This is a genomic window from Streptomyces sp. NPDC006510, from assembly GCF_040611955.1.
Lineage (GTDB): Bacteria > Actinomycetota > Actinomycetes > Streptomycetales > Streptomycetaceae > Streptomyces.
The window spans coordinates 1-24,183 of the sequence record NZ_JBEXPH010000130.1; the positions used below are offsets into that span (position 1 = coordinate 1).

General features: G+C 69.1%; 22 protein-coding genes and 4 pseudogenes. 12 read left to right on the plus strand and 14 right to left on the minus strand.

The window, feature by feature from the left end:
• Positions 1-177 (plus strand): annotated as a pseudogene (locus tag ABZY11_RS30340) (DUF4232 domain-containing protein); the annotation flags it as partial.
• A gap of 437 nt (positions 178-614) precedes the next feature.
• Here the strand turns inward: ABZY11_RS30340 and ABZY11_RS30345 are convergent.
• The 9 genes from ABZY11_RS30345 to ABZY11_RS30385 form a co-directional block, all read right to left on the minus strand.
• Complete coding sequence (locus tag ABZY11_RS30345) at positions 615-1,580, minus strand: terpene synthase family protein (RefSeq protein ID WP_356482203.1); 966 nt, start codon at positions 1,578-1,580, stop codon at positions 615-617.
• The gene (locus ABZY11_RS30350) at positions 1,577-2,956 is read right to left on the minus strand and encodes a cytochrome P450 (protein WP_356482204.1); all 1,380 of its coding nucleotides are present in this window, start codon (positions 2,954-2,956) and stop codon (positions 1,577-1,579) included. The genes ABZY11_RS30345 and ABZY11_RS30350 overlap by 4 nt, the downstream gene beginning before the upstream one ends.
• On the minus strand, positions 2,953-4,563 hold the full coding sequence (locus tag ABZY11_RS30355) for a prenyltransferase/squalene oxidase repeat-containing protein (RefSeq protein ID WP_356482205.1): 1,611 nt from the start codon (positions 4,561-4,563) through the stop codon (positions 2,953-2,955). The genes ABZY11_RS30350 and ABZY11_RS30355 overlap by 4 nt, the downstream gene beginning before the upstream one ends.
• A 47-nt stretch (positions 4,564-4,610) precedes the next feature.
• Positions 4,611-5,756, minus strand: coding sequence for a polyprenyl synthetase family protein (locus tag ABZY11_RS30360; RefSeq protein WP_356482206.1), 1,146 nt, complete (start codon positions 5,754-5,756; stop codon positions 4,611-4,613).
• Positions 5,757-5,852: 96 nt separating this feature from the next.
• Positions 5,853-7,145, minus strand: a complete 1,293-nt coding sequence (locus ABZY11_RS30365) for a cytochrome P450 (protein ID WP_356482207.1) — start codon at positions 7,143-7,145, stop codon at positions 5,853-5,855.
• Complete coding sequence (locus ABZY11_RS30370) at positions 7,142-7,693, minus strand: ATP/GTP-binding protein (RefSeq protein ID WP_189547515.1); 552 nt, start codon at positions 7,691-7,693, stop codon at positions 7,142-7,144. Before ABZY11_RS30370 ends, ABZY11_RS30365 begins: the two co-directional genes overlap by 4 nt.
• A 40-nt stretch (positions 7,694-7,733) precedes the next feature.
• Positions 7,734-8,117, minus strand: a complete 384-nt coding sequence (locus ABZY11_RS30375; protein WP_072485399.1) for a DUF742 domain-containing protein — start codon at positions 8,115-8,117, stop codon at positions 7,734-7,736.
• Complete coding sequence (locus ABZY11_RS30380) at positions 8,114-8,545, minus strand: roadblock/LC7 domain-containing protein (protein ID WP_356482208.1); 432 nt, start codon at positions 8,543-8,545, stop codon at positions 8,114-8,116. Before ABZY11_RS30380 ends, ABZY11_RS30375 begins: the two co-directional genes overlap by 4 nt.
• Before the next feature lie 2 nt (positions 8,546-8,547).
• A complete protein-coding gene (locus tag ABZY11_RS30385; RefSeq protein WP_356482209.1) occupies positions 8,548-9,834 on the minus strand; it encodes a sensor histidine kinase in 1,287 nt (428 codons plus the stop codon).
• A 616-nt stretch (positions 9,835-10,450) separates the two neighbouring features.
• Here ABZY11_RS30385 and ABZY11_RS30390 point away from each other — a divergent pair.
• The 4 genes from ABZY11_RS30390 (at position 10,451) to ABZY11_RS30405 (ending at position 12,002) form a co-directional block, all read left to right on the plus strand.
• The gene (locus ABZY11_RS30390; protein WP_356482210.1) at positions 10,451-10,861 is read left to right on the plus strand and encodes an arginase family protein; all 411 of its coding nucleotides are present in this window, start codon (positions 10,451-10,453) and stop codon (positions 10,859-10,861) included.
• 63 nt (positions 10,862-10,924) lie between these two features.
• Complete coding sequence (locus tag ABZY11_RS30395) at positions 10,925-11,164, plus strand: hypothetical protein (RefSeq protein ID WP_356482211.1); 240 nt, start codon at positions 10,925-10,927, stop codon at positions 11,162-11,164.
• 123 nt (positions 11,165-11,287) lie between these two features.
• Entirely contained in the window at positions 11,288-11,575 is a 288-nt protein-coding gene (locus tag ABZY11_RS30400) for a hypothetical protein (protein WP_356482212.1), read from the plus strand.
• A 262-nt stretch (positions 11,576-11,837) separates the two neighbouring features.
• Positions 11,838-12,002 carry a hypothetical protein gene (locus tag ABZY11_RS30405; RefSeq protein ID WP_356482213.1) on the plus strand — a complete coding sequence of 55 codons (165 nt, stop codon included), beginning with the start codon at positions 11,838-11,840 and terminating at the stop codon, positions 12,000-12,002.
• Between the two features lie 57 nt (positions 12,003-12,059).
• Here ABZY11_RS30405 and ABZY11_RS30410 read toward each other — a convergent pair whose 3' ends face one another.
• On the minus strand, positions 12,060-13,079 hold the full coding sequence (locus tag ABZY11_RS30410) for a proline racemase family protein (RefSeq protein ID WP_356482214.1): 1,020 nt from the start codon (positions 13,077-13,079) through the stop codon (positions 12,060-12,062).
• A gap of 375 nt (positions 13,080-13,454) precedes the next feature.
• Positions 13,455-13,601 (minus strand): annotated as a pseudogene (locus ABZY11_RS30415) (aminopeptidase P family protein); the annotation flags it as partial.
• A gap of 324 nt (positions 13,602-13,925) precedes the next feature.
• Between ABZY11_RS30415 and ABZY11_RS30420 the strand changes: the two are divergent.
• Positions 13,926-15,353: an alpha/beta hydrolase gene (locus ABZY11_RS30420; protein WP_356482215.1), complete on the plus strand. Its 1,428-nt coding sequence runs from the start codon at positions 13,926-13,928 to the stop codon at positions 15,351-15,353.
• 29 nt (positions 15,354-15,382) lie between these two features.
• On the opposite strand, the gene ABZY11_RS30425 is transcribed toward ABZY11_RS30420, so the two are convergent.
• A complete protein-coding gene (locus tag ABZY11_RS30425) occupies positions 15,383-15,595 on the minus strand; it encodes a hypothetical protein (protein ID WP_356482216.1) in 213 nt (70 codons plus the stop codon).
• A gap of 9 nt (positions 15,596-15,604) precedes the next feature.
• Positions 15,605-15,904 (minus strand): annotated as a pseudogene (locus ABZY11_RS30430) (flavodoxin family protein); the annotation flags it as partial.
• Positions 15,905-15,910: 6 nt separating this feature from the next.
• Here ABZY11_RS30430 and ABZY11_RS30435 point away from each other — a divergent pair.
• The 4 genes and pseudogenes from ABZY11_RS30435 to ABZY11_RS30450 all read left to right on the plus strand — a co-directional run.
• Positions 15,911-16,296 (plus strand): annotated as a pseudogene (locus ABZY11_RS30435) (XRE family transcriptional regulator); the annotation flags it as partial.
• A gap of 754 nt (positions 16,297-17,050) precedes the next feature.
• Positions 17,051-18,199: a PLP-dependent cysteine synthase family protein gene (locus tag ABZY11_RS30440; RefSeq protein WP_356482217.1), complete on the plus strand. Its 1,149-nt coding sequence runs from the start codon at positions 17,051-17,053 to the stop codon at positions 18,197-18,199.
• Between the two features lie 50 nt (positions 18,200-18,249).
• Positions 18,250-19,470 (plus strand): MFS transporter, encoded by a 1,221-nt coding sequence (locus tag ABZY11_RS30445; RefSeq protein WP_356482222.1) that lies wholly within the window; start codon positions 18,250-18,252, stop codon positions 19,468-19,470.
• A gap of 416 nt (positions 19,471-19,886) precedes the next feature.
• Positions 19,887-20,408 carry an RICIN domain-containing protein gene (locus ABZY11_RS30450; protein ID WP_356482218.1) on the plus strand — a complete coding sequence of 174 codons (522 nt, stop codon included), beginning with the start codon at positions 19,887-19,889 and terminating at the stop codon, positions 20,406-20,408.
• 678 nt (positions 20,409-21,086) lie between these two features.
• On the opposite strand, the gene ABZY11_RS30455 is transcribed toward ABZY11_RS30450, so the two are convergent.
• Positions 21,087-21,734 carry a GntR family transcriptional regulator gene (locus ABZY11_RS30455; protein WP_356482219.1) on the minus strand — a complete coding sequence of 216 codons (648 nt, stop codon included), beginning with the start codon at positions 21,732-21,734 and terminating at the stop codon, positions 21,087-21,089.
• Positions 21,735-21,850: 116 nt separating this feature from the next.
• On the opposite strand from ABZY11_RS30455, the gene ABZY11_RS30460 reads away from it, so the two are divergent.
• Complete coding sequence (locus ABZY11_RS30460) at positions 21,851-23,221, plus strand: MFS transporter (RefSeq protein ID WP_356482220.1); 1,371 nt, start codon at positions 21,851-21,853, stop codon at positions 23,219-23,221.
• Positions 23,221-24,183 (plus strand): amidohydrolase family protein (locus ABZY11_RS30465; protein ID WP_356482221.1); only part of this gene is annotated, 963 nt, incomplete at its 3' end. The genes ABZY11_RS30460 and ABZY11_RS30465, both read left to right, overlap by 1 nt.

Sequence of the window (24,183 nt, forward strand, 5' to 3'; positions counted from 1 at the left end):
CCGATCAACACGTCGGGTGGCTCCGGTGTCCGTGTCACGGGGCTGGTGGTGACCCCGCCGGACGAGACGAAGTCGGTCACCCTCGACTGGCCGGGTGCCGACTCGCTGCCCGTCACGGACGGTGCCGGCTCCCAGGTGAAGGTCGGCCCGATGGGGAGCGCCGGTCAGGGCGGCTGACCCGCACGTCCCAGGGTGCTCGGGCCGCACCGCACCGCTGCCCGAGCACCCGCCAGTACGGAATGCAACGCGGAGGCCCACGACCAAGGGGCCGTGGGCCCGTGCACCGCGGCGAGCCCGCCGTTCCTGTTCGACATGGCCGACGACACCACCACCCCCGACCGGGCCCGGATCATCAGACTGCTGCTCAGCATCGGACGCGACGCCCTGAGCCGTGACCCCGACGGCATCTACTTCACGGTGTGCGGTGTGATCCACGCGCACTGGCGCCGGCGATGCCGCAGACCGAGCCTCCGCGCTGCTCAGCTCACCGCTGGCGCGTGCACCGGCAGATTGCCCCCGGCGTCGGCTTCGAGTAGCAATTCGCGCCCCACGCGGGGCAGCCGAGCACGGGGGCATCCTGATTGGCGAGTGCGCTGGACATCCAGGGGGTGTGGCTAACGCGCGTAGCGGGCGTGCCCTATGTGCCACACGTAGGAGGCTGCGACGGCTTCCACGGCGTGAGCGTGATCCGCGAGTGCGTTCTTGCTGTCGGCGGCGAGTTCGGTGATTCGAAGGCGTGCGGTGGAGGCTCGGTCTTCACACATGCGGGAGGCCAGGCGGAACGCCCCTTCGAGGTCGCACTCGCGGTGTCGGATCAGCAGGGTCGGCAGGCTCAGAGGAGTCGGGCCACCGCGATCTGTCTCCTTCGCGTACGAGGCAAGGTCGTTGATCCACCCGGCAAGGTCGGCAACGGCCTTCTCCATTTCCCGCACCGCCGCCGAGGCTCGCTGATCCTCGGTCAGTTCGTATCCGAGCGCGACTTCCGCAGTCGCCATGACGGTCCGGACGAAGACCGTGTGGGGGCGCATCGCGCAATAGTCGCTCAGGGTGACCTGGTCGGGCCTGTCGAGGTGATGGGCCTCCCAGAGGATGCCGAAGAGGTTGTCCCGCAGGTGCGCGGTGAGCCGCAGGTACTGCGTGGGCGTGGCCCGTTCCCGGAACCGGTGCAGGAGGTCCCGCAGGGCGGTGACGCAGGCGTCGTCATCGGCCGCCGGCTCGTCGTGGCCGGCCAGCAGATGGACACAGTGACTGATGCGGCGGACCAGACGGGCGGTGTCACGGCCTCCTTCGGCCTCGCCGTGTACGTCGTCGAACGCGGTGAGCCACAGAAAGAGATCGGCACAGAGGAACACGCCGTCCCGGTCCGCCGTGGGCAGGACACGAGCCACCCCCTGGGCCGTGATGTTGCAGAGGGCCTTCGCCTCGCCGGGCGAACCGATCAAGGGGAAGGTCCGGAGCCAGTGGGCGGTCTGTTCCTCGATGGCGTCGGCATACGGGCTGGTGGCGAAGGGGCCGGGGAAAGAGTCTCGGAGGTCGGGCATCGGCAGGGTACGCGCGTCCGAGCTGCGGGTGTGGCTCATGCGGCTGTCCCCGCGACGGCCCGCTGCCTGGTTTCGGCGACCATACGGGGGTCCGACGGGTGCACGGTGAGCAGCCCGATCGGCTCCACGGTGGCGCCGGGAACGGGCCGCAGCCGCCAGCGGGACGCGATGAACGCCGTGATGACGATCGCCTCCGTCCAGGCGAACGCGTCACCGATGCACATGCGTTTTCCCGACCCGAAGGGGATGAAGGCCGCCCTCGGAGGCTGGGGGCGCTCCGGCAGCCAGCGGTCGGGGTCGAAGCGCAGCGGGTCGGGGTACAGGACCGGGTCGCGGTGCAGTGCGTAGGGACTCCACAGCACCTGCTCACCCGCCGGGAGGCTGAACTGCCCGAGGCGCACGGGCTTGGTGGCCTGCCGGGTCACCAGCCAGCCGGCGTGGTGCAGGCGCAGGGTCTCACTGACCAGTCTGCGGGTGAAGGCGAGCCGGGGGACGTGCTCGGCGGTGATCGGGCCCTCTCCGACCACGGAGTCGACCTCCTCGTGCAGCCTGCGCTCCAGCTCGGGGTCGCGGCCCAGCTCGTGGAACAGCCAGGCCAGCATGACTCCCGTCGTCTCGGAGCCCGCGGCCAGCAGCCCGATGATCTCCGAAAGGATCTCGTTGTCGGGCAGTGGCGCACCGGTTTCGTCCCGGGCCTCCAGGAGCAGTGTCACGAGGTCGTTGTGGGCGTCGGGGTCCGCCCGGCGCTCCGCGATGATGTCTGCCACCTCGCTGCGCAGCAGGCTGCGGGCGGCCCTGAGCCGCCGGTTGCTGCGGGTGGGCAGCCGTTCCAGCGAGGACACGGGCACCATGGTGCGCCAGATGGCGGCCGTGAAGACCGTGTCGACGGCGTCGAGGATCGCGCGCGCCCGCTCCTGCTCCGCGCGGAAGGAGCACAGCACTGACAGGGCCACGTCCTGGGCCATGAGCCCCATTGTGGTCTTCAGGTCGAGCAGTTCCCCCTCACCCCAGGCCGTGATGGACGGCTCCACCGTTTCCCGCATCGTGTTGACGTACCCGCTGATCTGCTCGCGGTGGAAGGCGGGCTGGAGCAGGCGGCGCCGACGCAGGTGCGGCTCGCCTTCCGCGACCGGCAGGGCCGACTGACCGAAAAGCTTGAGCTTCTCGCCCAGCAACCCCTTGGAGAAGGAGCCGGACTTGCTGGTGAGCATCTCGTGGATCAGCTCGTGCGAGTTGACCACGGTCACCTTCTTGGGGCCGACCGACATACGGACGATCGGCCCGTATGTGCGCAGGCGTTCGACGAACTCCAGGCGGTCCTTGATCAGAGGTACAGCGTGTCCGATGAGCGGCAGCCGCCCCGGAGCGGTCGGCGGAACGTCCATGTCGGCAGTCACATCTATGTCGGGAGTCACGCGTCCGTCCTTTCCACATCTGCCTCTGTACATGCGGCTGCGCGACGTGCCCGCAGCAACTCCCGCGCAGCGAGCACCTCCGCTTCGATCACTGCGGTGGGCGCGTACAAGGTTTTGTCGTGCCACAGGGCGGGGTGCTGGTGGCCGGGGTGCGAGGCGGCGCGCAGATACGTTTCGGCAAGGTCCAGGGCCCGGGTGTGCTGCGGCCGCGGTGTGGGGGTGGCGGCGCTCAGCAGGATTTTGACGGCGTATGCGGTTTCTTCGACGGTGCTGCCCCACACGCCCCAGGAGCCGTCTGCGCGCTGAGTGTCAGTTGTCCACGCGGCGGCGCTCTGGACGGCCCTGGACGCGTGGTGGCCGCCGTACTGTGCGAGCGCGGTGACGCTTCGCGCGGTGGCGTAGTAGGGGGAGGCATGCCATTTGTCGGTCCAGTGTCCTTCGGGTTGCTGCCGGCCGGTCAGCCAGTCGCACAGCTTCGCTGCTCGGGGACCGTATGTGTCGTCCGCCGTCGGGCAGCGCCGCAGGTAGCTCACTAGGGCCTGGAGAGCGTGGGCGTTGGCGGTGACCGATCCGGTGTCCTCGCCGATGTAGCAGTCGTAGTGGCTGCCGTTGTGGAACAGGTCCAGCGGTGCCGGGTCGTACGGCAGGCCGACGAGCGAGGCAACCAGCACCGCCATGGCGGTGTCGTCGGCATCGGTCATGAGGCCGGGCGCACCGCGCACGCCTTGAGGATCGTAGATCTCCTCGGCCCACCCGCGGACAGTGGGAAGAGCGGCAGCGGGCAGGTGGGCGCGCGCCAGCGCGGCGGCGACCCACAGCCGTTCGACCACGCGGAGGGGCGCGGCCTCGGGGAAGAGACCGTCGTAGCGCTGCGCCACTGCTGTGAGATCGGCGACGGCCTGAGCGGTAGTGGCGGGTGACCGCGTTGCCCGTGCCGCGGTGGCGGCCGGCGAACTGCCCAGCAGGCCTTCGACGTCAGGGACGAGAGCCGGCGGTATGTAGCTGCCTATGCCTTCGAACGTGTGGTGAAACTTGACGGGCAGGCTGCCCGCCGACTCGTACCGCTCGGCCACGCGAGCAGGAGCCGATCCGTGGAAGCCGCCCGGAACCGGCAGCCGGGGGCCACCGATACCTGGCACGTCCTCGCCGGTGGTCGGAGAACCCAACTTCTCGTTGATCTCGGCTACCAGGCTGGGTACGAGTATTTCCGCTGCAGCCGTGTCCGGCCACGGGCACACCGGTGGCAGTGAACGCAGAACGTCGAGGCCCCTGTTCACCGCGGCCGTGAGCCGGCCGGTGACCTCTGCGGATGTGGTGCCCCTTCGCAGGACCGCCAGTGCGGCCTCCACTCCGCTGAGTGTCGGCAGGAGCCGGTAGGGCAGCGGTCCCTCCCCCCAACTGCCGTCGGACGCCTGCTGTTCCAGCAGGTACGTGATCCGCCGTGGCTCCCCGGGCAGCCACGGCGCCGCAGAAAGGACGCGGGCCGTCTCGTACAGGGACGGGGAGACGCTTCCCCATCTGTCCTGGTCGGCCCGGGCCACCAGGCTGGTGGCTCGTTCGGCGTAGGACGTGCCGATGGGCGTGCTGATGGGCGTGCTGATGCTCATGGGGCGACTTCCTCCTCGGAGTTCTGATGACGGTGCGCGGCGACGCCTTATGTCTGCCTGGCCGTTGCGTCCAGGGCGAGCCGGCGCAGGGAGGCTGTGGCACTTCCCGGGAAGGGAGCGTTGTCCAGGGCGGCGAGGGCGGCCGCCCGTCGTGTGGTGATCATTTCCTCCACGGTCTGCCGGGCGCCGGTTGAGTCCAGGATCGTGCGGACCGCGGCGGCGTGTTCCTCGTTGAGGTCGCTTCGGCCGACGAGCTCGCGCAGTGTTTTCAGTTCGGCCGCGGAGGCTCGCTGGACCGCGAGCGCCATCAGGACGGTGGCCTTGCCCTCGCGCAGGTCGTCCAGTACTGGTTTGCCTGTTTTGGCGGGATCACCGAACACCCCGAGCAGGTCGTCCCGCAGCTGAAACGCTTCTCCTAGTGGTATGCCGAAACCGGTGCAAGCATCGAGAACGGGCGGGGTTGCCCCGGCCACTGCCGCCCCTATGTGCAGGGGCCGTTCTATGGTGTATTTAGCCGTCTTGTATCGAATAACGTGCAGTGCCGTATCCACATCGCCGGTAAGGCGGCCGGTGGTCTGCAAGTCCAGGAGCTGGCCGTACATGACCTCGCTCCGCATTTCGGCCACCAGGGGCAGCACCTGCGCCAGCCGCTCCGGGCTGAGGTCCGCTGTGCGGAGAAGTTCATCGGACCACACCAGGGCCAGGTCTCCGAGAAGGACGGCAGCGCCCAGACCGTGAGCCTCGGCCCTGCTGTCCGGGCCGCCGCTGTCGGTGTACGCGGTGGCCAGTGCACGGTGGGCGGACGGACGGCCGCGGCGGATATCGCTGTCATCCATCACGTCGTCGTGTACCAGGGCGAACACCTGGAAGAGTTCGAGGCTGGCGGCAGCGCGAACGGCAGCAGTCATGTCACCTGTTGCGCCGGCGGCTTGCCATCCGTACAGGCACAGCAGGGACCGAAGCCGTTTTCCGCCGGTCAGGAGTCCGCGCAGGGCGTTGGTCAGGTGGAGCAGCTCGATTCCTGGCGCAGCACGTTCCTTGGTGTCCAGGAATCCGGTCAGAGCCGAGCCCACCTTCTGTCGTAGGGAAGAGAGGTCGGGCAGTCTTGTGGGAAGGGTTTGTGTCACCGGCGGTTGATCCTCTTTCGTTCGAGAACCGTCATTGCGGTTCCGTTCTTGCAGAGGACGGGCCAACGGACCCGCGTTTCCTCCCTGGGGCTGTAGCGGTGGTGCCGGCCGGCTCCCGGGCGGCACCACCGCTGTGACGATCGACGGCAGGTGATACGGCTTCTACGCCTCAGTGCCGCCTGATGTCGGGGAGAATGTCGTGTCCCGCTCGGGGCGGGAGGGGCTCCGGCTCCAGGGGGTGGCCCCGTTGGCGTCGGGGGTCAGCGGGGTGAATCGGGCCGGGAGCGCGGTGAGCGTCCGGTGGACAGCCCCGGGGCGGTAGGTCAGGTTGTCGGCGGGAACGTCCAGTTCGATGTCCGGCAGGTAGGTCAGGAGCCTCTCGATGGCGGCCGTGGCGATCAGTGTGGCGACGTCACGGGCGGGACACGTATGGGGCCCTGCGGCGAAGGCCAGGTGTGCCTTGTTCCCGGAGCGGTAGCCGTCCGTCGGCATGCCCGAGTGCGGGCAGGTGTTGGCGGCGGCGTACGACACCATGACGGGCGAGCCTGCGGGGATGCGAGCGCCGTGGAAGGTCACGTCCTTCTTGGGGAAGTGGACGCTGTAGTTGGCCAGTGGCGCGTCGTGCCACAGCGCGTCATCAATGGCGTGCTGGATGGGCAGGCTCCCGGTGGTCAGGGTGCCGAAATAGCGGTCGTCGCTGAGCAGGCGGACGAGTGTGTTGGCAATGAGGTTGCACAGTGGCTCGTTCCCGGCCCCGAGGGTGATGAGGATCTGGTTGACAGCCTCTTCCTGGCTCAGCCCGTTGGGGTGATCGATGAACCAGGAAGTCAAATCGTGGCCGCGCTGTGCCGCTTTGGTCGCGTAGAGGGTTTCGAGGTAGGCGCCGAACGCCTGCGCGCCCGCTGCCTGTTTCTCCGGATCGCTGTCCATCATCGCCCCGAGCGCCCACACAAGCCGCGGGCCCTCCTCGTCCGGCATACCGAACAGTGCGTTGAAGACCATCAGGGGCAGCCGCTGCGCGTACTGGCGGACGAGGTCGACCGTCCCGGTATCGGCGAATTCCTGGAGCAGCGTGTCGGCGAAGCGGAATGTCAGGGTGCGCACATCATGGGGGTCCAGGAGACCGAAGCTGTCCGTGATCACACGTCGCAGGTGCGCGTGTGCCTCGCCGTCGGCGAAGAACAGACTCGGCCGCCACTCCACCAGGGGCCGGATCGGGCTGTCCTCCGGCACCTGCGGCAGCCAGCTCCGGGTGTCCTTGGTCCACGTATCGGTGTCCAGGAGGAGGTCGAGGGCGGCCCGGTAGTCGGTGACCAGGTGGACCACGACACCGGGGGCCACCTCGGCTTCGCCGATCGGCCCCTGCCTGCGCAGCAGTTCATAGCTGCGCTGCGGGTTCGCGGCGTGTTCGGCCCCGTGCAGGGACACGGGGGCTTCGGCTGGTGTGAGCGTCACGAGGCTTTGACTCCGGCAACGGATATGGAATGGGCGGTCAGTTGGGCGAGGGCGTGCAGGCCGCTGTTCTTCTCTCGTGCGTCACAGGTGACCAGTGGTGTCTCCGGGGCGAGGTCGAGCTTCGAACGGATGAGCGCCAAGTCGTACTTGGGTGAGTCAGGGAAGACATTGACAGCGACGGCGTACGGCAAACCGCGCTCCTCGATGAGTTCCATCACTTCCCAGGAGTCCTTGAGCCGCCGGGTGTCGACCAGGACGAGGGCACCGAGTGCTCCGAACGCGATGCCTTCCCACAGCGGAAGGAAGCGGCGCTGCCCCGGAGTTCCGTACAGGTACAGAACGATCTTGTCGCCCGGCAGCGTCAGACGGCCGAAGTCGATGGCGACCGTGGTGGTGGTTTTGTCGCGCAGGACATCGTGGCTGAGGTCATCGGTAGCGACCGCCGCGTTCGTCATGACCTCGTCGGTGTGCAGTGTCGGAATCTGCGACAGCGACTTGACCACGGTCGTCTTGCCGATACCGAGCGGGCCGGCAACGAGGATCTTGATCCTTCGGTGTTCCCCCTCGGGCAGGTAGACGGGGGGCGAGCTAGGCGGCAAGGAGAGCGTGGAGTCCACTCAGAACCTCCTCCAGGACTTCTTTCGACGGTCGGCCATCGTTCGACGCGCGGAGGGCGTCCGGAAGCGGGACGGTGGCCTTTAACTGACCGTCACTGACAAGTTGTTCGGCGAGCACCAGAGTCACGCTGACCGGGAGGCCGAGGTAGCCGGCCAGTTCGACGACGCTGAGCGATCCGTCGGTAAGGAGCTCGATCACGCGCTGGTGCACCGCTGTGTGGTACCTCGCGAGGGGCAGACCACTGGCACGCAGAGCGGCCAGCGAATCGAGGGTGCCCGAGAGGCCGGCGCCGGGGCTGGTCCCGGTCGCGAGGTAGGCCGGCAGCAGCCGTCGCTGTTCCTGGCCGCGACTCATGACGCCCCGTCGCTGGTACGGGCGGGAACGGACATTATCTGTTCCCCGAGTTTCATCGCCTGGCGGGCCATGGTGGCCGCGACCACTCCCATGGGCATGTCCTCGTCGCCCGCCGCCGCGATCAGTGTGTTGGTTCCTTCGCCGACCGGCATGACCATGTAGATGCCCCGGTCGTTGTGCGAGGTGACGGTCTTGAGCGGAGTGCTTCGAGGCGCTCCCAGAACGGCGTTGGTGGCGGCGCGGGAGGCGGAGTGCAGCGCGGCGGTCATCGCACCGATGCCGTCTGCCTCGTCCTTGGTGAGATCCTCGGAGATGGCCTGGACCATCCCGTCGAGAGTCATGGTCAGGGCGTGCCGGACACCACGGATTTCGGTGATGGGCTTCAGGACCCAGGCGGACGGGCTGGTCTCTTCGTGGGTTTCAGGCATGGTCACAGTGTTGACTCCGAATCGGTGACGGACCGGTCGCCGGTGAGGCCACTTTGGAAATCGCTCCACATGGCACCGGTGTCTTCCGGGTTCAAGGGGCGGGGCGCTGCGGCGGACTCATCATTGGTGGCTGTCGCTGAGAAACGGCGGCGGCGCTGTGGAAGCGCGGCCGCGCCGGTCGGCGCGGGCGATTGCGCGGGCGAGTCGGCAGCGGCGGGCCGCTTGTGGGCCTGTGGCGCCACGGCAGGTTGGGGAGCCATGACCGACGGAGGTGTGGCGTTTTCGTCGATCGAGGTCAACAAGTTCTCGGGAATGGACACCACAGCGCGCACCCCGCCATAGGGAGAGGAAGTGTCGATGGAGACATGGAGGCCGTAGTCGGCGACGAGACGGCCGATGGCGGCGAAGCCCATGGACGGCGGATCGCCGAGTTCGAGGAGCAACACCTCCTGCTGGTCACCCGATATCAGACTTCGGCCGCGGGCGAGCGCTTCTGAGGTCATGCCCTTGCCGGCGTCGTCGATCGTGATGCACACACTGCCGTTGCCGGTCTGGATCAAGCCGACGTCCACCATGAGGTCGTCACGGGAGTGCTCCAGCGCGTTGGCCATCAGCTCGGCGCAGACCACAGCGACAGGCTCGGCCGCGCGCCCGACCACGCCGATGTTGGAAAGGCCCAGCCGGGAAACGATGTTGATGCGGTCGAAGCCGCGCAGCCGGGAGGAGGCGCCACTGACGACCTCGCTCACGTAGGTGTCCTTGCGGACGTGACCCGGCCAGCCTCCGCACACGATGGCGGATTTCTGTGTGAGGCGCAGGTTCTGCTCATTGAGGTGGTCGGACTCGAGCAGGCTCTGCGTCAGACGGGGCGGCGCGCTGAACTCGTGCTGTAGTCCCACGATATTCGTCTGCAACCGGTAGGAGAGGGCCTGGGACTCCTGAGTCGCGCCACGCAGAGCAGCCCGAGCAGCGGCGTCGATGCGGCGCCTTTCCTTGAGGACGATGCCAGAAACCGCTTCGGGCAGGGCGTCGAGGAGCTGGGCAGCCTCGGACCCCGCGAGGTTCTTGTGCAGGAGTCCGGGGACGGGGTGATGAGAGCTGATCAGGTGCAGTGCGAGAGCGGGAAGCCGATTGGAGACGAGGTGACGCACTTCGTCGAGAATCTCCGCCTCGCGGGTAGTGAGTTCCTGCGTGCGGGACTCTGCGGCCTGCCTGTTCTGCACCTCGGTCCGGGCCCGGCCCTCGGCAGCCTGCACACGGGAATTGGCGGCCTGCGCCTCCGTGGACAAGTCTCTGCCCCGTCGTATGTGTTTGCGGCGCGAGCGTGCCAGGAGCAGCGCCCAGACTGCTAGGAGGAGGGACAAGACGCCGAGGGCAAGGGCGATTTTTGAGGACAAGGTCACGGAGTGTGGTCCTAGGGGTCGGTCGAGCCTTCGAAGAACGGCGCAGCGATTCACTCCCCCGTAGGGGTGGTGAGTGCGGACTCCGGAGAGCTGGCGGACAGGAGAACAATGTGGCAATTCGTGAATAGTGTGTGGACCGGTCGTACAGGGCGAAGAAGTGCCACCGCAGACAAACCACTGCGAGGCCGAGGCGGGGCCCGGTGAATCGCCCGAGCCGGCCAAGGCTCCAGCGGCGCCATCCCCGCGGGCAGCGTCGGCCGTCCGGCCGGCCCTCGCGAAATTCCCGGCTCCGGAAACGGTCGCAGGGCGGAGCCCGCTGAACGCAAACGAACAGGTTCATCAGAGCTCCGTCGAGGGCTGCGAACGTCGGCTACATCGGGCGCTTCCCGCCATCGCACGCAGTCGACTCGCGGCCTTGCCACTTCCTAAAACGCGGTCAGTTTACTGGAGTTGATCAGTAGACGCGGCGTCGATGGGCCCGCAGTCATGAACCGGACGATCTTTGCTTGCTGGGTTCTCGCCGATCGCACGGCGTGAGATCGTCACCCGCGGCCTCGGCACGTGTGTCGAGGAGGCCATGGGCCTCTCGCTCGACGAGTGCGACGGCGTGTTCCTGTCCGTCGACGTCGACGTGGTCGACCCGGGCATGGCGCCGGGCACCGGAACCCCCGAGCCCGGCGGCCTGACGTCCCGACAGTTCCTGGACATCATCCGGCGCCTGGTGTTCGAACTCCCGGTCGTCGGCGTCGACATCGTCGAGGTGTACCCGCCGTACGACCATGCGGAAATCACCGCGATGCCCGGCAACCGGATCGTGCTCGAAGCCCTGTGCGGCATCGCGGCCCGCGGTCGCGGCGACACCTGGCAACCGGCCCGCCCCCTGCTCGAAGGACGCGGCACCGCAGCGCAGTGAACAAGACCCAGTGACGGACGCGGCGGCCGGAGACATTGGCACTGGTACCACGGCGGCATCAAGATGGCCGGGCCCGCCGCCCAACTCCTCGGCACCGGCGCCGCACTGCTGTGCCTCAACTCGCTGTACGTCGGACCTGTCGCATCGGCGCTGGACGGAGCAGACGTCTCCGTGCTGCTCGGCCCACTCGTCGGAGCCCCGGCATGCACGGTCCTCTTCAGCTCCCTCTGCTCCCGCCAACTCGACCAGGTCAGCCGAGACCGGGCCGACGAGTCCACCCGGTCGACGGCCGCCACCGCTTGAGCGCGGTGCCGCAGACCGCGGCAGTACCGTCACGTCGTCTCAAGGAAGGGGTGGAGCGGGAGGGCGGGTGCCGGGGTGATCACGTGCGAGCGCACTCCGAGTTCCAGGATGCGCAGGCCGCCGGTGAGTGGTGTCTCCCAGCTTTTGCGCGGCGATGTCCGTCATGCCCGAGGGATACCGACGGACCGGCTCCGGCCGATCGGCCGCGGCGACGCCTACGCGTCCGGCTTCCTCGTCATTGCCGTCCGGAGCCGGCCGACCGCCGCCTCGGCCGAGCGGGCCGCTCCGCACCAGCACGATCGGCTCGCCCGGCTGCACCACCTCGACTCCTACGACGTCGGGTCGGAGGTCGTCATCGCCGGGCTGGAACAGCGCTTCAAAGGGCGGCGGGCCGGGCGAGAGCCACGATGAACGTCGCCGTCCCCACCGCCACTTGACGACCGGTCGATCGAGGCCCGTGCTGACCGGCCGTCAGCACAACGCCGGAAAACCCCGCTCGGCTCGGCCGATGCGAGGCCGAGGGCGGTGCGACAGCTGTCAGCGGCCTTTCTTTTGTGCGGCCGAGTTGGTGCAGCTGGAGTGCGGGAGCGCCGGTGAGATGGGTCAGCGGAGGAACTCGTCGGCCAGGGCCGTGCGACCGCCCAGGCCTGCACGGCGACATCAATGGTCCGGAATGGATCAGGGCGGTACCCAACTCGGTGAGGCCGTCCTGGAGGAACACATCGAGACAGCGGACGCGGTCGAGTCCGGCGACCCAAAGCCGGACGCCGAACTCATGCGCAGGCATCTTGCCCACAGCCGCGGCATGCGGGCGGGACGGGCCGAGCCGGACTCCTGACCGAGAGGCGTACGCGGGACGCCGCGCACGCGCTTCCTCAGCCGGTCGGCGGGGCGGCTACCGCAGGACGAAGCCGGTGCCGAGGTCATCCGCGGGATTGAGCTCGAAGCGGTGCTCTCCGGTCCGGTACGCCTTCCCCGTGACCTCCGCAACGACGGCGGCGTGGCCGCCAACGGCCAACTCCGCGACGATCCGCGCGTGGAAGCGGGTGCCGACGATCGAGTCGTGGACGAGGATCTGGCCTGGCTTGAGGCGACCGGTCGCTGCGAGCACGGCGACACGGGAGCAGGTGCCGGAGCCGCACGGGGAACGGTCGACCTGGCCGTCGGCGAAGACGGTGACGTTGCGCTGGTGCGGGTTGCCGTTCTCGTCGATGCCGAGGTCGTCGTACAGGATGGTCCCGTAGATACCGCTGAGGCGGTCGTCGACGGGGTGACGGGCGTGCTCGCTGTCGTTCAGCGCCCATTTGACCTCGCGTCCGATCGCGATGAGGTCCGAGTAGTGCTCGGGGGTGACGGCCAGTCCTACGCTGGCTGCGTCCAGATGCGCGTAGATGGCGCCGCCGTAGGCGACATCGACGACGACGTCCCCGCAGGACGTGGCGACGGTTACGCGTTCGGCGAGCCGGTAGCTGGGGATGTTGACGAAGTCGACGCCGGTGATCTGTTCGCCGACGGTGTGCACGCACAGAGTGACCCGGCCTGACGGGACGTCGATGACGACTGTGGTGATGCCGGAGGGGTCGCGGGCGACGCGGCCGGTCTGCACGGCCCAGACGGCGAGTGCGATGGAACCGTGGCCGCAGGCTGTTGAGAAGCCGTCCTTGTGCCAGAACAGCACGCCGAAGTGAGCGCCCTCGTCGTCGGGTGGGGTGATGAACCCGCCGTACATGTCGGCGTGTCCGCGGGGTTCGAAACACAGCAGCTTACGCAGGTTGTCCACGTCGGGGTTGCCGATGGCGAGCATACGGCGTTCGGCGACTGTGGCCCCTTCGATGGCGACCGGCGGTTCGGGGACGATGCGGAACGGTTCACCGCCGGTGTGATAGTCGGTGGTGAGTACCTGGTGGATGGTCATGAGGTCCTCCACAGAACCGGTGAGGGCAGGGGCGTGAGGTGGTCAGAACCGGCCGGCGTCGACGAACTCAGCCAGTGCGGGACCGCGTGAGGTCGAGAGTCAGGGCGAGCCCGGCGGAGAAGACCCCGGTGAGGGAACCGGGCTGTCCACGCCTCGACCCGGGTTCTCGTGACCGTCCTCGGTGACGACCAGGTCGTCCTCGATCCGGACGCCGCTGCCGCGCCACTCCTCGGGCACGGTGAGGTCGTCCGGATGGGCCGGCCGCTTCCTCGCCGAGTCGGTGCTCGTGCTCGGTCCGCCCTGCCGGGACGTCGGTGCGGCGGCCGGTGACCTGGCTGCCGTCTCCGGTGCGTCGACCTCCACGGTCTCGGCGTCGGTGAATCCGCGCACCGTGGAGACCACGGCCTTGTGGAGTTCGGCGATCTCCAAGTCGCCCTTGACGAGGCGGAGATCGCTGAGCGCCTCTTCGAGTTCGGCGTCACGTTCCTCCTCGGTCGTGACGGCGGCCTCCCAGCGCGGCTCGTCTGCCCTCGCTGCCGCCGTTCGGCGGCGGCTCCCGGACGGTATCCCGCACCGCGCCCGCTCGGTGCCCAGAAGCGCCACTGGCACGGATCGGCCACGGCCGGCGGCCGCTGTGGTCGGGTGTGGTGCTGGGGCCGCGCAGGCCGCGCATCAAGGATGACGTATAAGCCCACGCGACATGAGCACAGCGCAGATCCGGGGGTTGTCCCCACCTCTGGAGGGGGCCCACCCACCTCGACGCCCGGCGTGGTGGCAACAAGGATCTGGATCTCCAAGGAATCGCACGTCGCGGCTGCTTGCCGGCCGGAAACCCGGGGGATCGAGATGGGACTCGCATGTGGACTCTGCCCTCGCAGACTGCTGTTGCTGTTGTCGGCAGCCTGCGTCGCCCTGATGCTGCTGTCACCGACGGCTGCGGCCGCCCCGACAGATGACCGACTCGCCTCGATCGAGGTGTCGTTCACCAGCGTGGACGGTGTGCGTCTGAACGGGACGGTGTTGAGCCCCACGTCAGGTGGCAGGGATCGGCCCGCGCTGGTGATGGTGCCGGGTGCGGGTCCCGGTGGCCGGTCGGAGTTGCGGGCCGCGGCCGAGTCCTACGCCCGGCACGGCATCGTGACTCTGATCTACGACAAACGCACCACCGGGTACTCCACTCTGCACCGCGACTACTCCCTCCTCGCCGATGACGCGCTTGCTGCGCTCCACTTGCTGCGCGACCGGCCCGGCGTCGACCGGGCCAGGACCGGGATGTGGGGACTGTCCGAGGGTGCGTGGGCGGTGTCTTCGGCGGCGAGTCGGTCGGCGGATGTGTCGTTCGTGATCACCGCAGGGGCGGTCGGCATGGAACCTGCACGGCAGCAGGCATGGGCCTATGGCGAGTACCTGGCTCATGCGGGTGTCTCCGGCTCGCTTCCGCACATCATGCAGGGCACCTTCACCCGGCAGCTCGTCGGCGCGGGCCTGTTCCCGGAGGCGGACTACGACCCGGTGCCGACGTGGCAGCGCGTCCGCCAGCCCGTGCTGGCCGAATGGGGCACCCTCGACCGCGAGGCCGCCCCGCAGGAGAGTTCCCGGATCATCGCCCGCGCACTGCACCGGGGCGGCAACAGGCATTACACCATCCGCTTCGTGCCGGACGTGCGGCACAACCTCAACACGACCCGCGACCACGGATTCGACCGAATCTCCCGACTGCCGTCCGACTACGCCGACTTCGAAGCGGCATGGATCGAGCGCCTGAGCAGCGGACTGCCGCCCAGGAGCATCGACCCGGCACCGCACCAGCAGCGGAAGACCCGCGCCTTGCCGTCGCCGGTCTGGTACGACGCCGGCCAAGTCCAGCTGGCGGCCCTGTGCGTGCTCGCGATCGGTTTCGCCGGGTATCCGCTGTGCGCGCTCGTTCGCCGCGTCGGCAAGGGGCGAGGTCGGCGGGCGCCGTCGCTGCGCGCCGCACGGTGGCTCTCGGGGACCGGCCTTGCGGTGCTCGTGGGGATGCCCGTCTATCTGCTCTTCCTCGCGCTGACCGCCGCGGGTGTCACCGGTCCTGTCCTCCTGGGGCGCACGCTGCCCTGGCTCGCCCTGCAGCTCCTGGCCGTCGCCGTGGTTGGGGCGACCGCGTGGACGGTGGTTTCGTGGTGGCACGGGCAAGGGAGGTCCGGCCGAGCCGAGAGTGTCCGCCTCGGTCTTCTCTCCGCGGCGGGACTGGTTTTCGTACCGTGGGGGATGTATTGGGGGCTTCTCGTCCCCTGAGCGCTCTCGACCTTGTCGAGAAGTGGGTGTCAGGGCGCGCAGAAGTGGAGGCCGACCATCGACAGGCCCAGGACCACGACTGTCACGATCGGCACCCAGAGCACGGTGAGGAATCCGCGGCGCACCTTCTGCTGGGCGAGGGCCGATCCGCGGCGGGAGGCGGTCGGAGTGACGCTGGAGGGGTGGTGACCGAGGCTTTCAGGGTGGGGTCGGGCGCCCAACAGCCACCACCCGACGACCATGCGGAAACCTCAGTAACCGCGCACGTGCAGGCCGAAACCCTTGCGGCCCGGCACTTCCAGGCCCTCCTTCAACCGCAGTGACGGGATCTCGTAGTCACCGAAGTTCTGGCGCCGGAACGCGATCGGCTCGGTCGTCTCCAGCGACAGCAGCCGCTCCTTCCACGCCTTCGCGGCGTCCTCGAAGTCGCCGCCGGTGATCTTGTCGGTGCCGTACAGCACGAACGGCGGCAGCACCTCCACGCCCGGGTAGTACAGGATCCCGTGGTGGATCGGGAACAGCAGGTCCTCGATCGGGCCGTTGATCCCGCGGTCGGTGAGGAGGCCGAGCGCGGCCTTTACGCGGACTGGGAGAAATGCACCCTCGACGTGGTCGGGCACCTGCGCCTGGCCGCCGGCAAATACCCCGAGGACCCCCGCCTGGCCTCGCTCATCGGCGAGCTGGCGATGGGCAGCGAGCGCTTCCGCCGCCTCTGGGCCCGCGCGCCCGCACACATGGACGCAAGGCGTACCGGCACCCGCTGGTCGGACTGCTGGAACTGCACCAGGAGAACTTCGCACTACCGGACGAATCCGGCATGGAGCTGCTGGTGCTTTCCGCGGCCCCCGGTAGCCCCACCGAGGACGGGCTGCGCCTGCTCGCGGGCCTGGGTGCGGACAGCGGCGACGCGCATCCCACAGTGAACGCTCGGGTCCGCGAGTAACTCAACGACGACCACCGCCACCCATCGCGGCCGTGGCGGTCCGCTCCCTCGGGGCCCGCGGAGCCATCACTTCTGTTGTCAAGCGATCGTTTGTGAGAGTTGGACCTTGCTGCGCGAACGCTTGGGCGGGAGACGGGCATGCGCGGCAGTCGAACCTAACGAGCACTTTATGTAACTGATGCAGTACGTTGTGTGACGTGTTTGTGATGCGGCGTCACTTCAGGTCGTCAGCGCTCCCAGCAATCCTCGCTGTGGTGCTGGCCGCTCTCGTGCACGTGCTGGCCTGCGCCCACGGGCCCGAGCTCGGGCGCGCCGCCGGTTCCGACTCCCTGCCGGTCGCAGCCCTGGCCGCGGCCGCGTCTGCCCAACCCGCTCCGGGCCCGGAGCGGGCCGCGGGTGAGCAGGGCCTGCGGTTCGCCGACTGCACGGGGGTGGACGAACCCAGTGTGCTGTCCCGGGACATGGGTGCGCCGCCGACGCCGGACGTTGTGGCGCCCGAGGGCGTGGTGGAGCGGGAGCCGTTTGCGGGTACCGGGTGCGCAGCCCCTGGACGGGGCTCGCCAGGGGATCACGATGAGCAGCAACGGGTGCGGTCGGTGCTGGGGGTTTGGCGGACCTGATCGGGACGCACCGCGCGGAGTGACGGAGCTGCCCGATGGCCTCCGTCGTGCCGTGGCGGTGTTCGCGCGTCCTGAACAGTCGTCACGATCACGCGGTCCGCCGAAGTGGGTGGGGCCGTGGGAGAACTCACGCTATGAACCCTTTGCACACCACTGCCCCCTGTTCGCCTGCCCAGCTGCTGGCGCCCTCGGCTCCGGCCGCGCACACTCCCGCCGGGCTGGTCGGCGACACACCGGTCCTGTGGGTCGGTGAGCCGTTCACCGCCGCCGGCGGGTTCTGGGCCAAACTGGAAGGCCGTAATCCGGGCGGGATCAAGGACCGGACCGCGCTGTACATGGTGGCCCGTGCCCGTGAGCGCGGCGAGCTGCTGCCCGGGGCGCCGATCGTGGAATCGACCTCCGGCACCTTGGGGCTGGGCCTGGCCCTGGCCGGGGTGACGTTCGGGCATCCGGTGGCGGTGGTCACCGACCCCGGCATGGAACCTTTGATGCGGGGCCTGCTGACCGCCTATGGCGCCGAGCTGCACCTGGTGGGCGAGCCGCACCCGGTCGGGGGCTGGCAGCAGGCCCGCCGGGAGAAGGTCGACCAGCTGCTGATCGGCCGTCCGGATGCGTGGTGTCCGGATCAGTACCACAACCCCGACAACGTGGCCGCCTACGCACCTCTCGCTCACGAGCTGGTCGCCCAGCTGGGCCGGATCGACACCTTGGTGGTGAGCGTGGGCACCGGCGGCCACTCGGCCGGCATCGGCCGGGTGCTGCGCGGCTTCTTCCCCTCGTTGCGGATCGTGGGGGTGGACACCTGCGGCTCCACGATCTTCGGACAGCCCGCCGGACCCCGGCTGATGCGCGGGCTGGGCTCCAGCATCTACCCCCGCAACGTCGACTACGCCCTGTTCGACGAGGTGCACTGGGTTGCGGCCGGTGAGGCGGTCTGGGCCGCCCGCGCCCTGGCGAAGGCCCGCTATGCGACGGGCGGGTGGAGCGTGGGCGCGGTCGCGCTGGTCGCCCGCCACTTGGCTGCCACCTCTCCTGCGGAGACGAAGATCGCCGCTGTCTTCCCCGACGGCCCGCAGCGGTATGTCGGCACCGTCTTCGACGACGGCTGGTGCCGCGAGAAGCAGCTGCTCGGCCAGGGGTCGGCCGACGGGCCCGACGAGCTGGCGCACCCGGGCGAGCGGGTCGTTGCCCGCTGGAGCCGCTGTACGACGGTCCTCGATCCCCTGGCCGGGGCCGCCCCGAAAACCGCGGGCGAGCGCGGGCTGGCGGGGGTGGCCCGGTGAGGACTCTGCTGACCACGACGCGGAGTTTCCCTCCGGCGGTGCGGCTGCTGATGGCCAATCAGTTCGCCATCAACCTCGCCTTCTACATGCTCATGCCGTATCTCGCGGCGCATCTGGCCGGGGAGCTGGGGCTGGCGGCGTGGGCGGTCGGTCTGGTGTTGGGGGTGCGGAACTTCTCCCAGCAGGGCATGTTCCTGATCGGCGGGACGATCGCGGACCGCTTCGGCTACAAGGCCCCGATCATGGCCGGGTGTCTGCTGCGCACGGGTGGGTTCGCCCTGCTGGGGTGGGTCGACAACCTGCCCGCCCTGGTGGCCGCGTCGGCGGCGACCGGGTTCGCCGGAGCCATGTTCAACCCGGCCGTGCGCGCCTACCTCGCGGCCGAAGCCGGCGAGCGGCGGGTGGATGCGTTCGCCGCGTTCAACGTGTACTACCAGGCCGGGATGCTGCTGGGTCCGCTGGTGGGCCTGGCCTTGCTGGCTACCGACTTCCGTCTGGTGTGCACGGTGGCGGCCGCCATCTTCGCGGGGCTTACCGTGCTCCAGGGCCGGGCGTTGCCCGCCCGCCGTGCCGGGGGCACCGGAACAGGCAGCGACGCGGGTGGCGGCGGGGTGCTGGCGCAGTGGCGTCAGGTCGCCGCGAACCGGCCGTTCCTGCTGTTCTCCCTGGCGATGATCGGCTCCTATGTGCTGACCTTCCAGGTCTACCTGGCCCTGCCGATGGCCGCGGACGCCGTGCTCGGTACGGACGGGACGAAGGTGACCAGCGGGCTGTTCGTGCTGTCCGCCGCGGTGGCGGTGGCCGGGCAGCTGCGGCTGACCGCCTGGGCGAAGGCCCGGTGGAGCCGTCCGCAGGCGATGGTGGGCGGGCTGGCCGCCATGGGGCTGGCCTTCGTGCCGCTCGCCCTCGCCCCGCCCGGCACGGACGGCTGGCAGGTAGCCGTTCAGCTCGGCGCGCTGGCGGCGGCCGTCGTCCTGCTGGCCGCGGGCAGTGCGGTGGTCTACCCGCTGGAGATGGACACTGTCGTCGCGCTGTCGGGCAACCGGCTGGTCGCCACGCACTACGGCCTCTACAACACCGTGTCCGGGCTGGGCATCACGCTGGGGAACCTGGCCACCGGAGCGCTGTGGGACTACGCCGCCTCCCATCACGCGCTGTGGCTGACCTGGGCCGCCCTGAGCGCCACTGGCCTGGCAGGTGCCGGTGCCGTGTGCGCGCTGGCCCGCACCGGCCGCATCAACTCCCCGGCGCCCGTTCCGGTTCCTGCGTGACGTGGGCGGCGCGGACCAGCGGCCCATCAGGTCGGTTCGTCTGCGCCGCCCGTTGTGGGGGGGCGAGCTCACGAAGGACAGCCTCCGCACACCGCGGACTCTTCGCCGGTGCCGACCCCTTGACGGCACCCAGGGTGTACCCGGCCGTCCCGGCACAGCGCACGGCCCGTCCACTCCGAAGGATCAGCCTCAGCCTCAGCCGCCGCTACCCCCTCGCGACGGGTCTCGCTCTGCCGGGGGTGTCACCATGACCTGCCCACGGCTCCCACGGGCGGGTGATCATCTTCGCTCTAACGGGGGGTGTCTGGAGATATCCGCTACCGGCGACCGAACAGCGGCATCCAGGATGCGTGGGCACCAACTGCTGGTCTCGTGACGGTGCTGTCGGTTCCCCTTCAACGATTGGGATTGTGCTCATGGCTTCGCTCCTTTCTCCTCGCCGCCTTGGCTCCCTCACTGGCGCGGCGCTCATGCTCGCCCTCGGCGCGGGGGTGTCGTCCTCCGTGGCGGCTCCTGCGTCCTGGGCTGCCCATGAGGTGTGCCTGGACGCCGGCAACACCCGCAACAACGGTGATCAGGTACGCCTCTGGAAGTGCGTCAACCACAAGAACCAGCGGTTCGTGATCACCAATGGACAGATCAAGGTTGAAGACACGATCGGCGCCGCCAAGGAGATGTGCCTGGACGCCGGTAACACCCGCAACAACGGTGATCGTGTGCGCATCTGGCAGTGCGTCAACCACACAAACCAGAAGTGGATCGTCCGCAACGCTCAGATTGTGCTCGCCGACACGGTGGGCAAGCGCCAGGAGATGTGCCTGGACGCCGGTAACACCCGCAACAACGGTGACCGTGTGCGCATCTGGCAGTGCGTCGACCACACCAACCAGAAGTGGGTCATCCAGCAGGGTTATATCAAGGTCGCGGACACCATCTGATCGGCTCCCTCAGCCGCCTCGGTCCTGGCCTCCCTTCCCAGGGCCGAGGCCTGATGGGCGGTCCGGTGCTCCTTGGCTCCGCCCGGGAGCGGAAGGTGGCCCGGCGTCGTGGAGCAGGTGGTGCACAGTGGTCGGAGCGAGCCGCCGCGTGACCAGACGCGCTGCCCCACGACCCGCCGCTCCGGGCCACGCCGTCCAGCCGGATCCGGTGACGGTCGTCGACCTCGCGCAGGCTGGGACGGACGTACCGGCGGGCGCTACTGGTGTCAGGGTGCACGGTCACCGACGGGCCATTCGATGCGCCACCCTGCTCAGACCCGGCTCCGACCATACGGATGTACACGGGGAAGTGCGACAGTTCGTCCGTGTCGAGGGTCGGCGAGCGCGGGTCGTTGTACTCCTGGGAGTTGACGTTGCTGTCCTGCCCCAGGAAGAAGTGCTCGTTCGCTCCGCGTGACAAGGCGGTGCAGGCGGTGTCGAGGAGAAACTCCCGACCTCCCAGCCCGAGATAGACCCACGAACAGCGGCGTATCGCGGACCTGCGTGCGCTGATCGCCGCGCATCGCGGGTGTCACGTTCATGCGGTGGCCACCCACCGGGCGAGCGGCCTGCTGCCAGTGGCGGTGGTGGGAGGGCACCTACTGGTTGCGCGGTCTCCCGCGCCGCTCACCGTTGCCCTCAGCGGCCGAGATAGATCCCGATGTGTTCCGCGATCTCGTCCCCGGCCCGCTCCGGGTCCCCGGAACGCAGAGTGTTGAGCAGGGACCGGTGCTGGTCGACGATGCCGCGGGGGTTCTCGTGGTGTGGGGCGTCGCGGAGGAAATAGGCCCGCACCCGGGGCTGGATGGTGCGCCAGATCCGCAGTGACTGTGTGTGCCCGGCGGCGGTGATCACGGTCTCGTGGAACGTGACGTCGAGGTCGGCGAGCGCCTTGGCGTCCAGGGGCTCAGCCGCGGCGGACTCCATCTGTCCCACGAGTGTGTCGAGGGCTTCGAACAGCTTCTGGTCGGTTGCCTCGGCTGCGGCACGGAAGGCGGCCTTCTCTATCACCAGCCGGATCGGGACCAGGATCTCTTCGATCTCCTTCTGGGGGATCTCGGTGACGACGGCGCCCCGATAGGGATGGGTGACGACCAGCCCCTCCTGCTCCAGGACCATGATGGCCTCGCGGACGGGACCCCGGCTGATGCCGTAGTGCACCGAGATGTCCCGTTCGATGAGCCTTTCCCCCGCGATGAGTTCACCGTGGGCGATGCGTTCGCGCAAGTTGCGCAGGATCCAGTCGCGCCGGGATTCGGGCGGTGACGTGGGCGATGCCGCCATCATGCAGGACTCCTTTGATCGACCCCCCAACGATACCGGATGGTCGATGGTTGACCATCTGCCATTTGCTCGTCTACATTCGGCGCCCTGGGCCACGGGGCCCATAGAGAGGCGGAGCTATGGAGCTGACGAAGCCGGCAACGCCGTCCACGCGTACGGACGGCGGCAGGGGCGTTCCGGGCAGGGTCACGACGGCGGCAGTGCTGGGTACCGTGCTGGAGTGGTATGACTTCGCGATCTACGCGTCGATGGCGGCCGTGATCGGGCGACTGTTCTTCCCCTCGGACGACCCGACCGTCTCACTGCTGGTGACGTTCGCGTCGTACGCGGTCGGGTTCGTGTGTCGTCCGCTGGGGGCAATCGTCCTCGGGCGGCTGGGCGACCGCGCCGGGCGCCGGAGCATGCTCGCGATCACGATGGTGACCGTCGGCGTCGCCAGCGTGCTCATCGGGCTGCTGCCCACCCACGCCTCGGCCGGGATGCTCGCTCCCACCCTGCTCGTGGCACTGCGGATGGTCCAGGGCCTGGCGGCCGGCGCGGAGTGGACAGGCGGCGCGACGTTCCTGATCGAGTACGCACGCACCGGCCGCCGTGGTCTCTACTCCGGAGTGGTACAGGCCTCGACTGTGGCGGGCTTCCTGTTGGGGACGGGCGTAGCCATGGTGATCGTGCGGCTCGTGCCCGAGGCGGCTGTGGACAGTTGGGGGTGGCGGGTCCCGTTCCTCCTCGGCGGCATCGTCGCGGCGGTCGGGCTGTTCGTCCGCCTGAAGCTGGACGAGTCCCCGGCGTACCGCGAACTGCACGCCCCTCAGCAGCCAATACGCCGGCAAGGGGCGGAGGCCGATGGCTCCACGCCCGGCGACAGCGACAACAGTGGTGCCGACGAGGACAACAGCAGCGGGGCAGCCACAGAAACCCGGCGCAGTTGGCTGCTCGTGCTCGGCATCGTCTTCGGCGTGACCCTCTACGGGTACACGGCGACCAGCTTCCCGGCCTTCCTGGACGCGGTCGGCGCTCTCTCGCTGGGGGACGCCCTGACGACCAACGCCATTGCCCTGCTGATCGAAGTGCCGCTCATCGTCGCGGCCGGCGCGTTCTCCGACCGGGTTGGACGCAAGAAGGTGATGGGCGGTGCGCTGGCGCTCTACGCCCTGGCCACGTATCCGGTCTTCCTGCTCGCCACGAACGGCACCCTCGCCGGGGCGCTCGCCGGGCAGGTGATCTTCGTTGTCCTGTTCGCCGCCGTCTCGGGGCCGATGGCCGCGCTGTTCGTCGAGCTGTTCCCCACCCGGGTCCGCTCGACTGCGTTCTCCAGTTCGTACAACATCGGCGCCGCCGTCTTCGGCGGCACGGCGCCCTTCGTGAACATGCTTCTGGCCACCAAAACCGGTGTCTCAATCGCCCCCGCGTTCTACCTGGTCTGCGGCGCGCTGGTGTCGCTCGCCTTCCTCAGCCGGGTGCGCGACCGATACCAGGAGGAGCTGCGCTGATGCCGGTCCCTGTCTCACCCTCCACTGCCTCATCCGCCGCTGTCTCGTCAGGCGTCGATCTCCTGCTGTCCGGCGGGCAGGTCGTCGACGGCACCGGAGTCCCGGCTCGCCGGGCCGATGTCGCCGTGCGGGACGGCCGCGTCGTCGCCGTCGGTGCGAGTCTCCGGCTGGAAGCGGCTCGACACATCGACGTGACCGGCCTGACGGTCACGCCGGGATTCATCGACCCGCACAGCCACAGCGATTGGTCCGTGCTGGGCAACCGGGACGCCCAGAGCACCGTCCGCCAGGGGGTCACCACCGAGATCGTCGGGAACTGCGGAGTGACCTACGCTCCCCTGGCCGACGCGGGCGCCGAAGAGGCCTGCCGCGCTCTGCGTGCCTATGGATACGAAGGGCCGGTCTCCTGGCGAACGTTCCCCGAGCTGCTGGACGTCGTGCACCGGCAGGACGGGGGCACAGCGCAGAACCTGGCCTGGCTCGTCGGACACACAGCCCTGCGCGACGCCGCACAGGTACGGGGCGGGGCTGTCGGCGTCGACGGCCTCGCGCGCATGACCTTCCTACTCGAAGAAGCCATGGACGCCGGCGCGCTGGGGATGTCCAGCGGGCTCGAATACGGCTCCGGGCGGGACGCGACCACCGGTGAACTCGCCGATGTGACAGCCGTTCTGAAGCGGCATGACGGGATCTACGCCAGCCACATCCGCAACCGGGACGCGCACCTGCTCGACGCCGTCGAGGAGTTCCTCACTGTCGCCCGGCGGAGCGGACTGCGCGCCCAGCTCTCCCATCTGAACGTCCGCCACGACACCGGTGCTCCCGACGCCGCCTGGCATGACGCCGTCGCCCGGCTCGCCCGCGAGCGGGACGCCGGGCTGGACGTGCTCGCCGACATGACGCCGTACCCGCACGGCATCGGGCTGGCCACCGGACTGCTGCCCACCTGGCTGCTGGCCGAC

Bases quoted from the DNA above. Each gene is read 5' to 3' on its own strand.
- ABZY11_RS30455 (WP_356482219.1), bottom strand. From the start codon at position 21,734: ATGATGGCGGCATCGCCCACGTCACCGCCCGAATCCCGGCGCGACTGG.
- ABZY11_RS30450 (WP_356482218.1), top strand. From the start codon at position 19,887: ATGGCTTCGCTCCTTTCTCCTCGCCGCCTTGGCTCCCTCACTGGCGCG.
- ABZY11_RS30380 (WP_356482208.1), bottom strand. From the start codon at position 8,545: ATGCCTGAAACCCACGAAGAGACCAGCCCGTCCGCCTGGGTCCTGAAG.
- ABZY11_RS30395 (WP_356482211.1), top strand. From the start codon at position 10,925: ATGGCCGGGCCCGCCGCCCAACTCCTCGGCACCGGCGCCGCACTGCTG.
- ABZY11_RS30440 (WP_356482217.1), top strand. From the start codon at position 17,051: ATGAACCCTTTGCACACCACTGCCCCCTGTTCGCCTGCCCAGCTGCTG.
- ABZY11_RS30420 (WP_356482215.1), top strand. From the start codon at position 13,926: ATGGGACTCGCATGTGGACTCTGCCCTCGCAGACTGCTGTTGCTGTTG.
- ABZY11_RS30460 (WP_356482220.1), top strand. From the start codon at position 21,851: ATGGAGCTGACGAAGCCGGCAACGCCGTCCACGCGTACGGACGGCGGC.
- ABZY11_RS30445 (WP_356482222.1), top strand. From the start codon at position 18,250: ATGGCCAATCAGTTCGCCATCAACCTCGCCTTCTACATGCTCATGCCG.
- ABZY11_RS30355 (WP_356482205.1), bottom strand. From the start codon at position 4,563: ATGAGCATCAGCACGCCCATCAGCACGCCCATCGGCACGTCCTACGCC.
- ABZY11_RS30345 (WP_356482203.1), bottom strand. From the start codon at position 1,580: ATGAGCCACACCCGCAGCTCGGACGCGCGTACCCTGCCGATGCCCGAC.
- ABZY11_RS30425 (WP_356482216.1), bottom strand. From the start codon at position 15,595: ATGGTCGTCGGGTGGTGGCTGTTGGGCGCCCGACCCCACCCTGAAAGC.
- ABZY11_RS30410 (WP_356482214.1), bottom strand. From the start codon at position 13,079: ATGACCATCCACCAGGTACTCACCACCGACTATCACACCGGCGGTGAA.
- ABZY11_RS30375 (WP_072485399.1), bottom strand. From the start codon at position 8,117: ATGAGTCGCGGCCAGGAACAGCGACGGCTGCTGCCGGCCTACCTCGCG.
- ABZY11_RS30405 (WP_356482213.1), top strand. From the start codon at position 11,838: ATGGATCAGGGCGGTACCCAACTCGGTGAGGCCGTCCTGGAGGAACAC.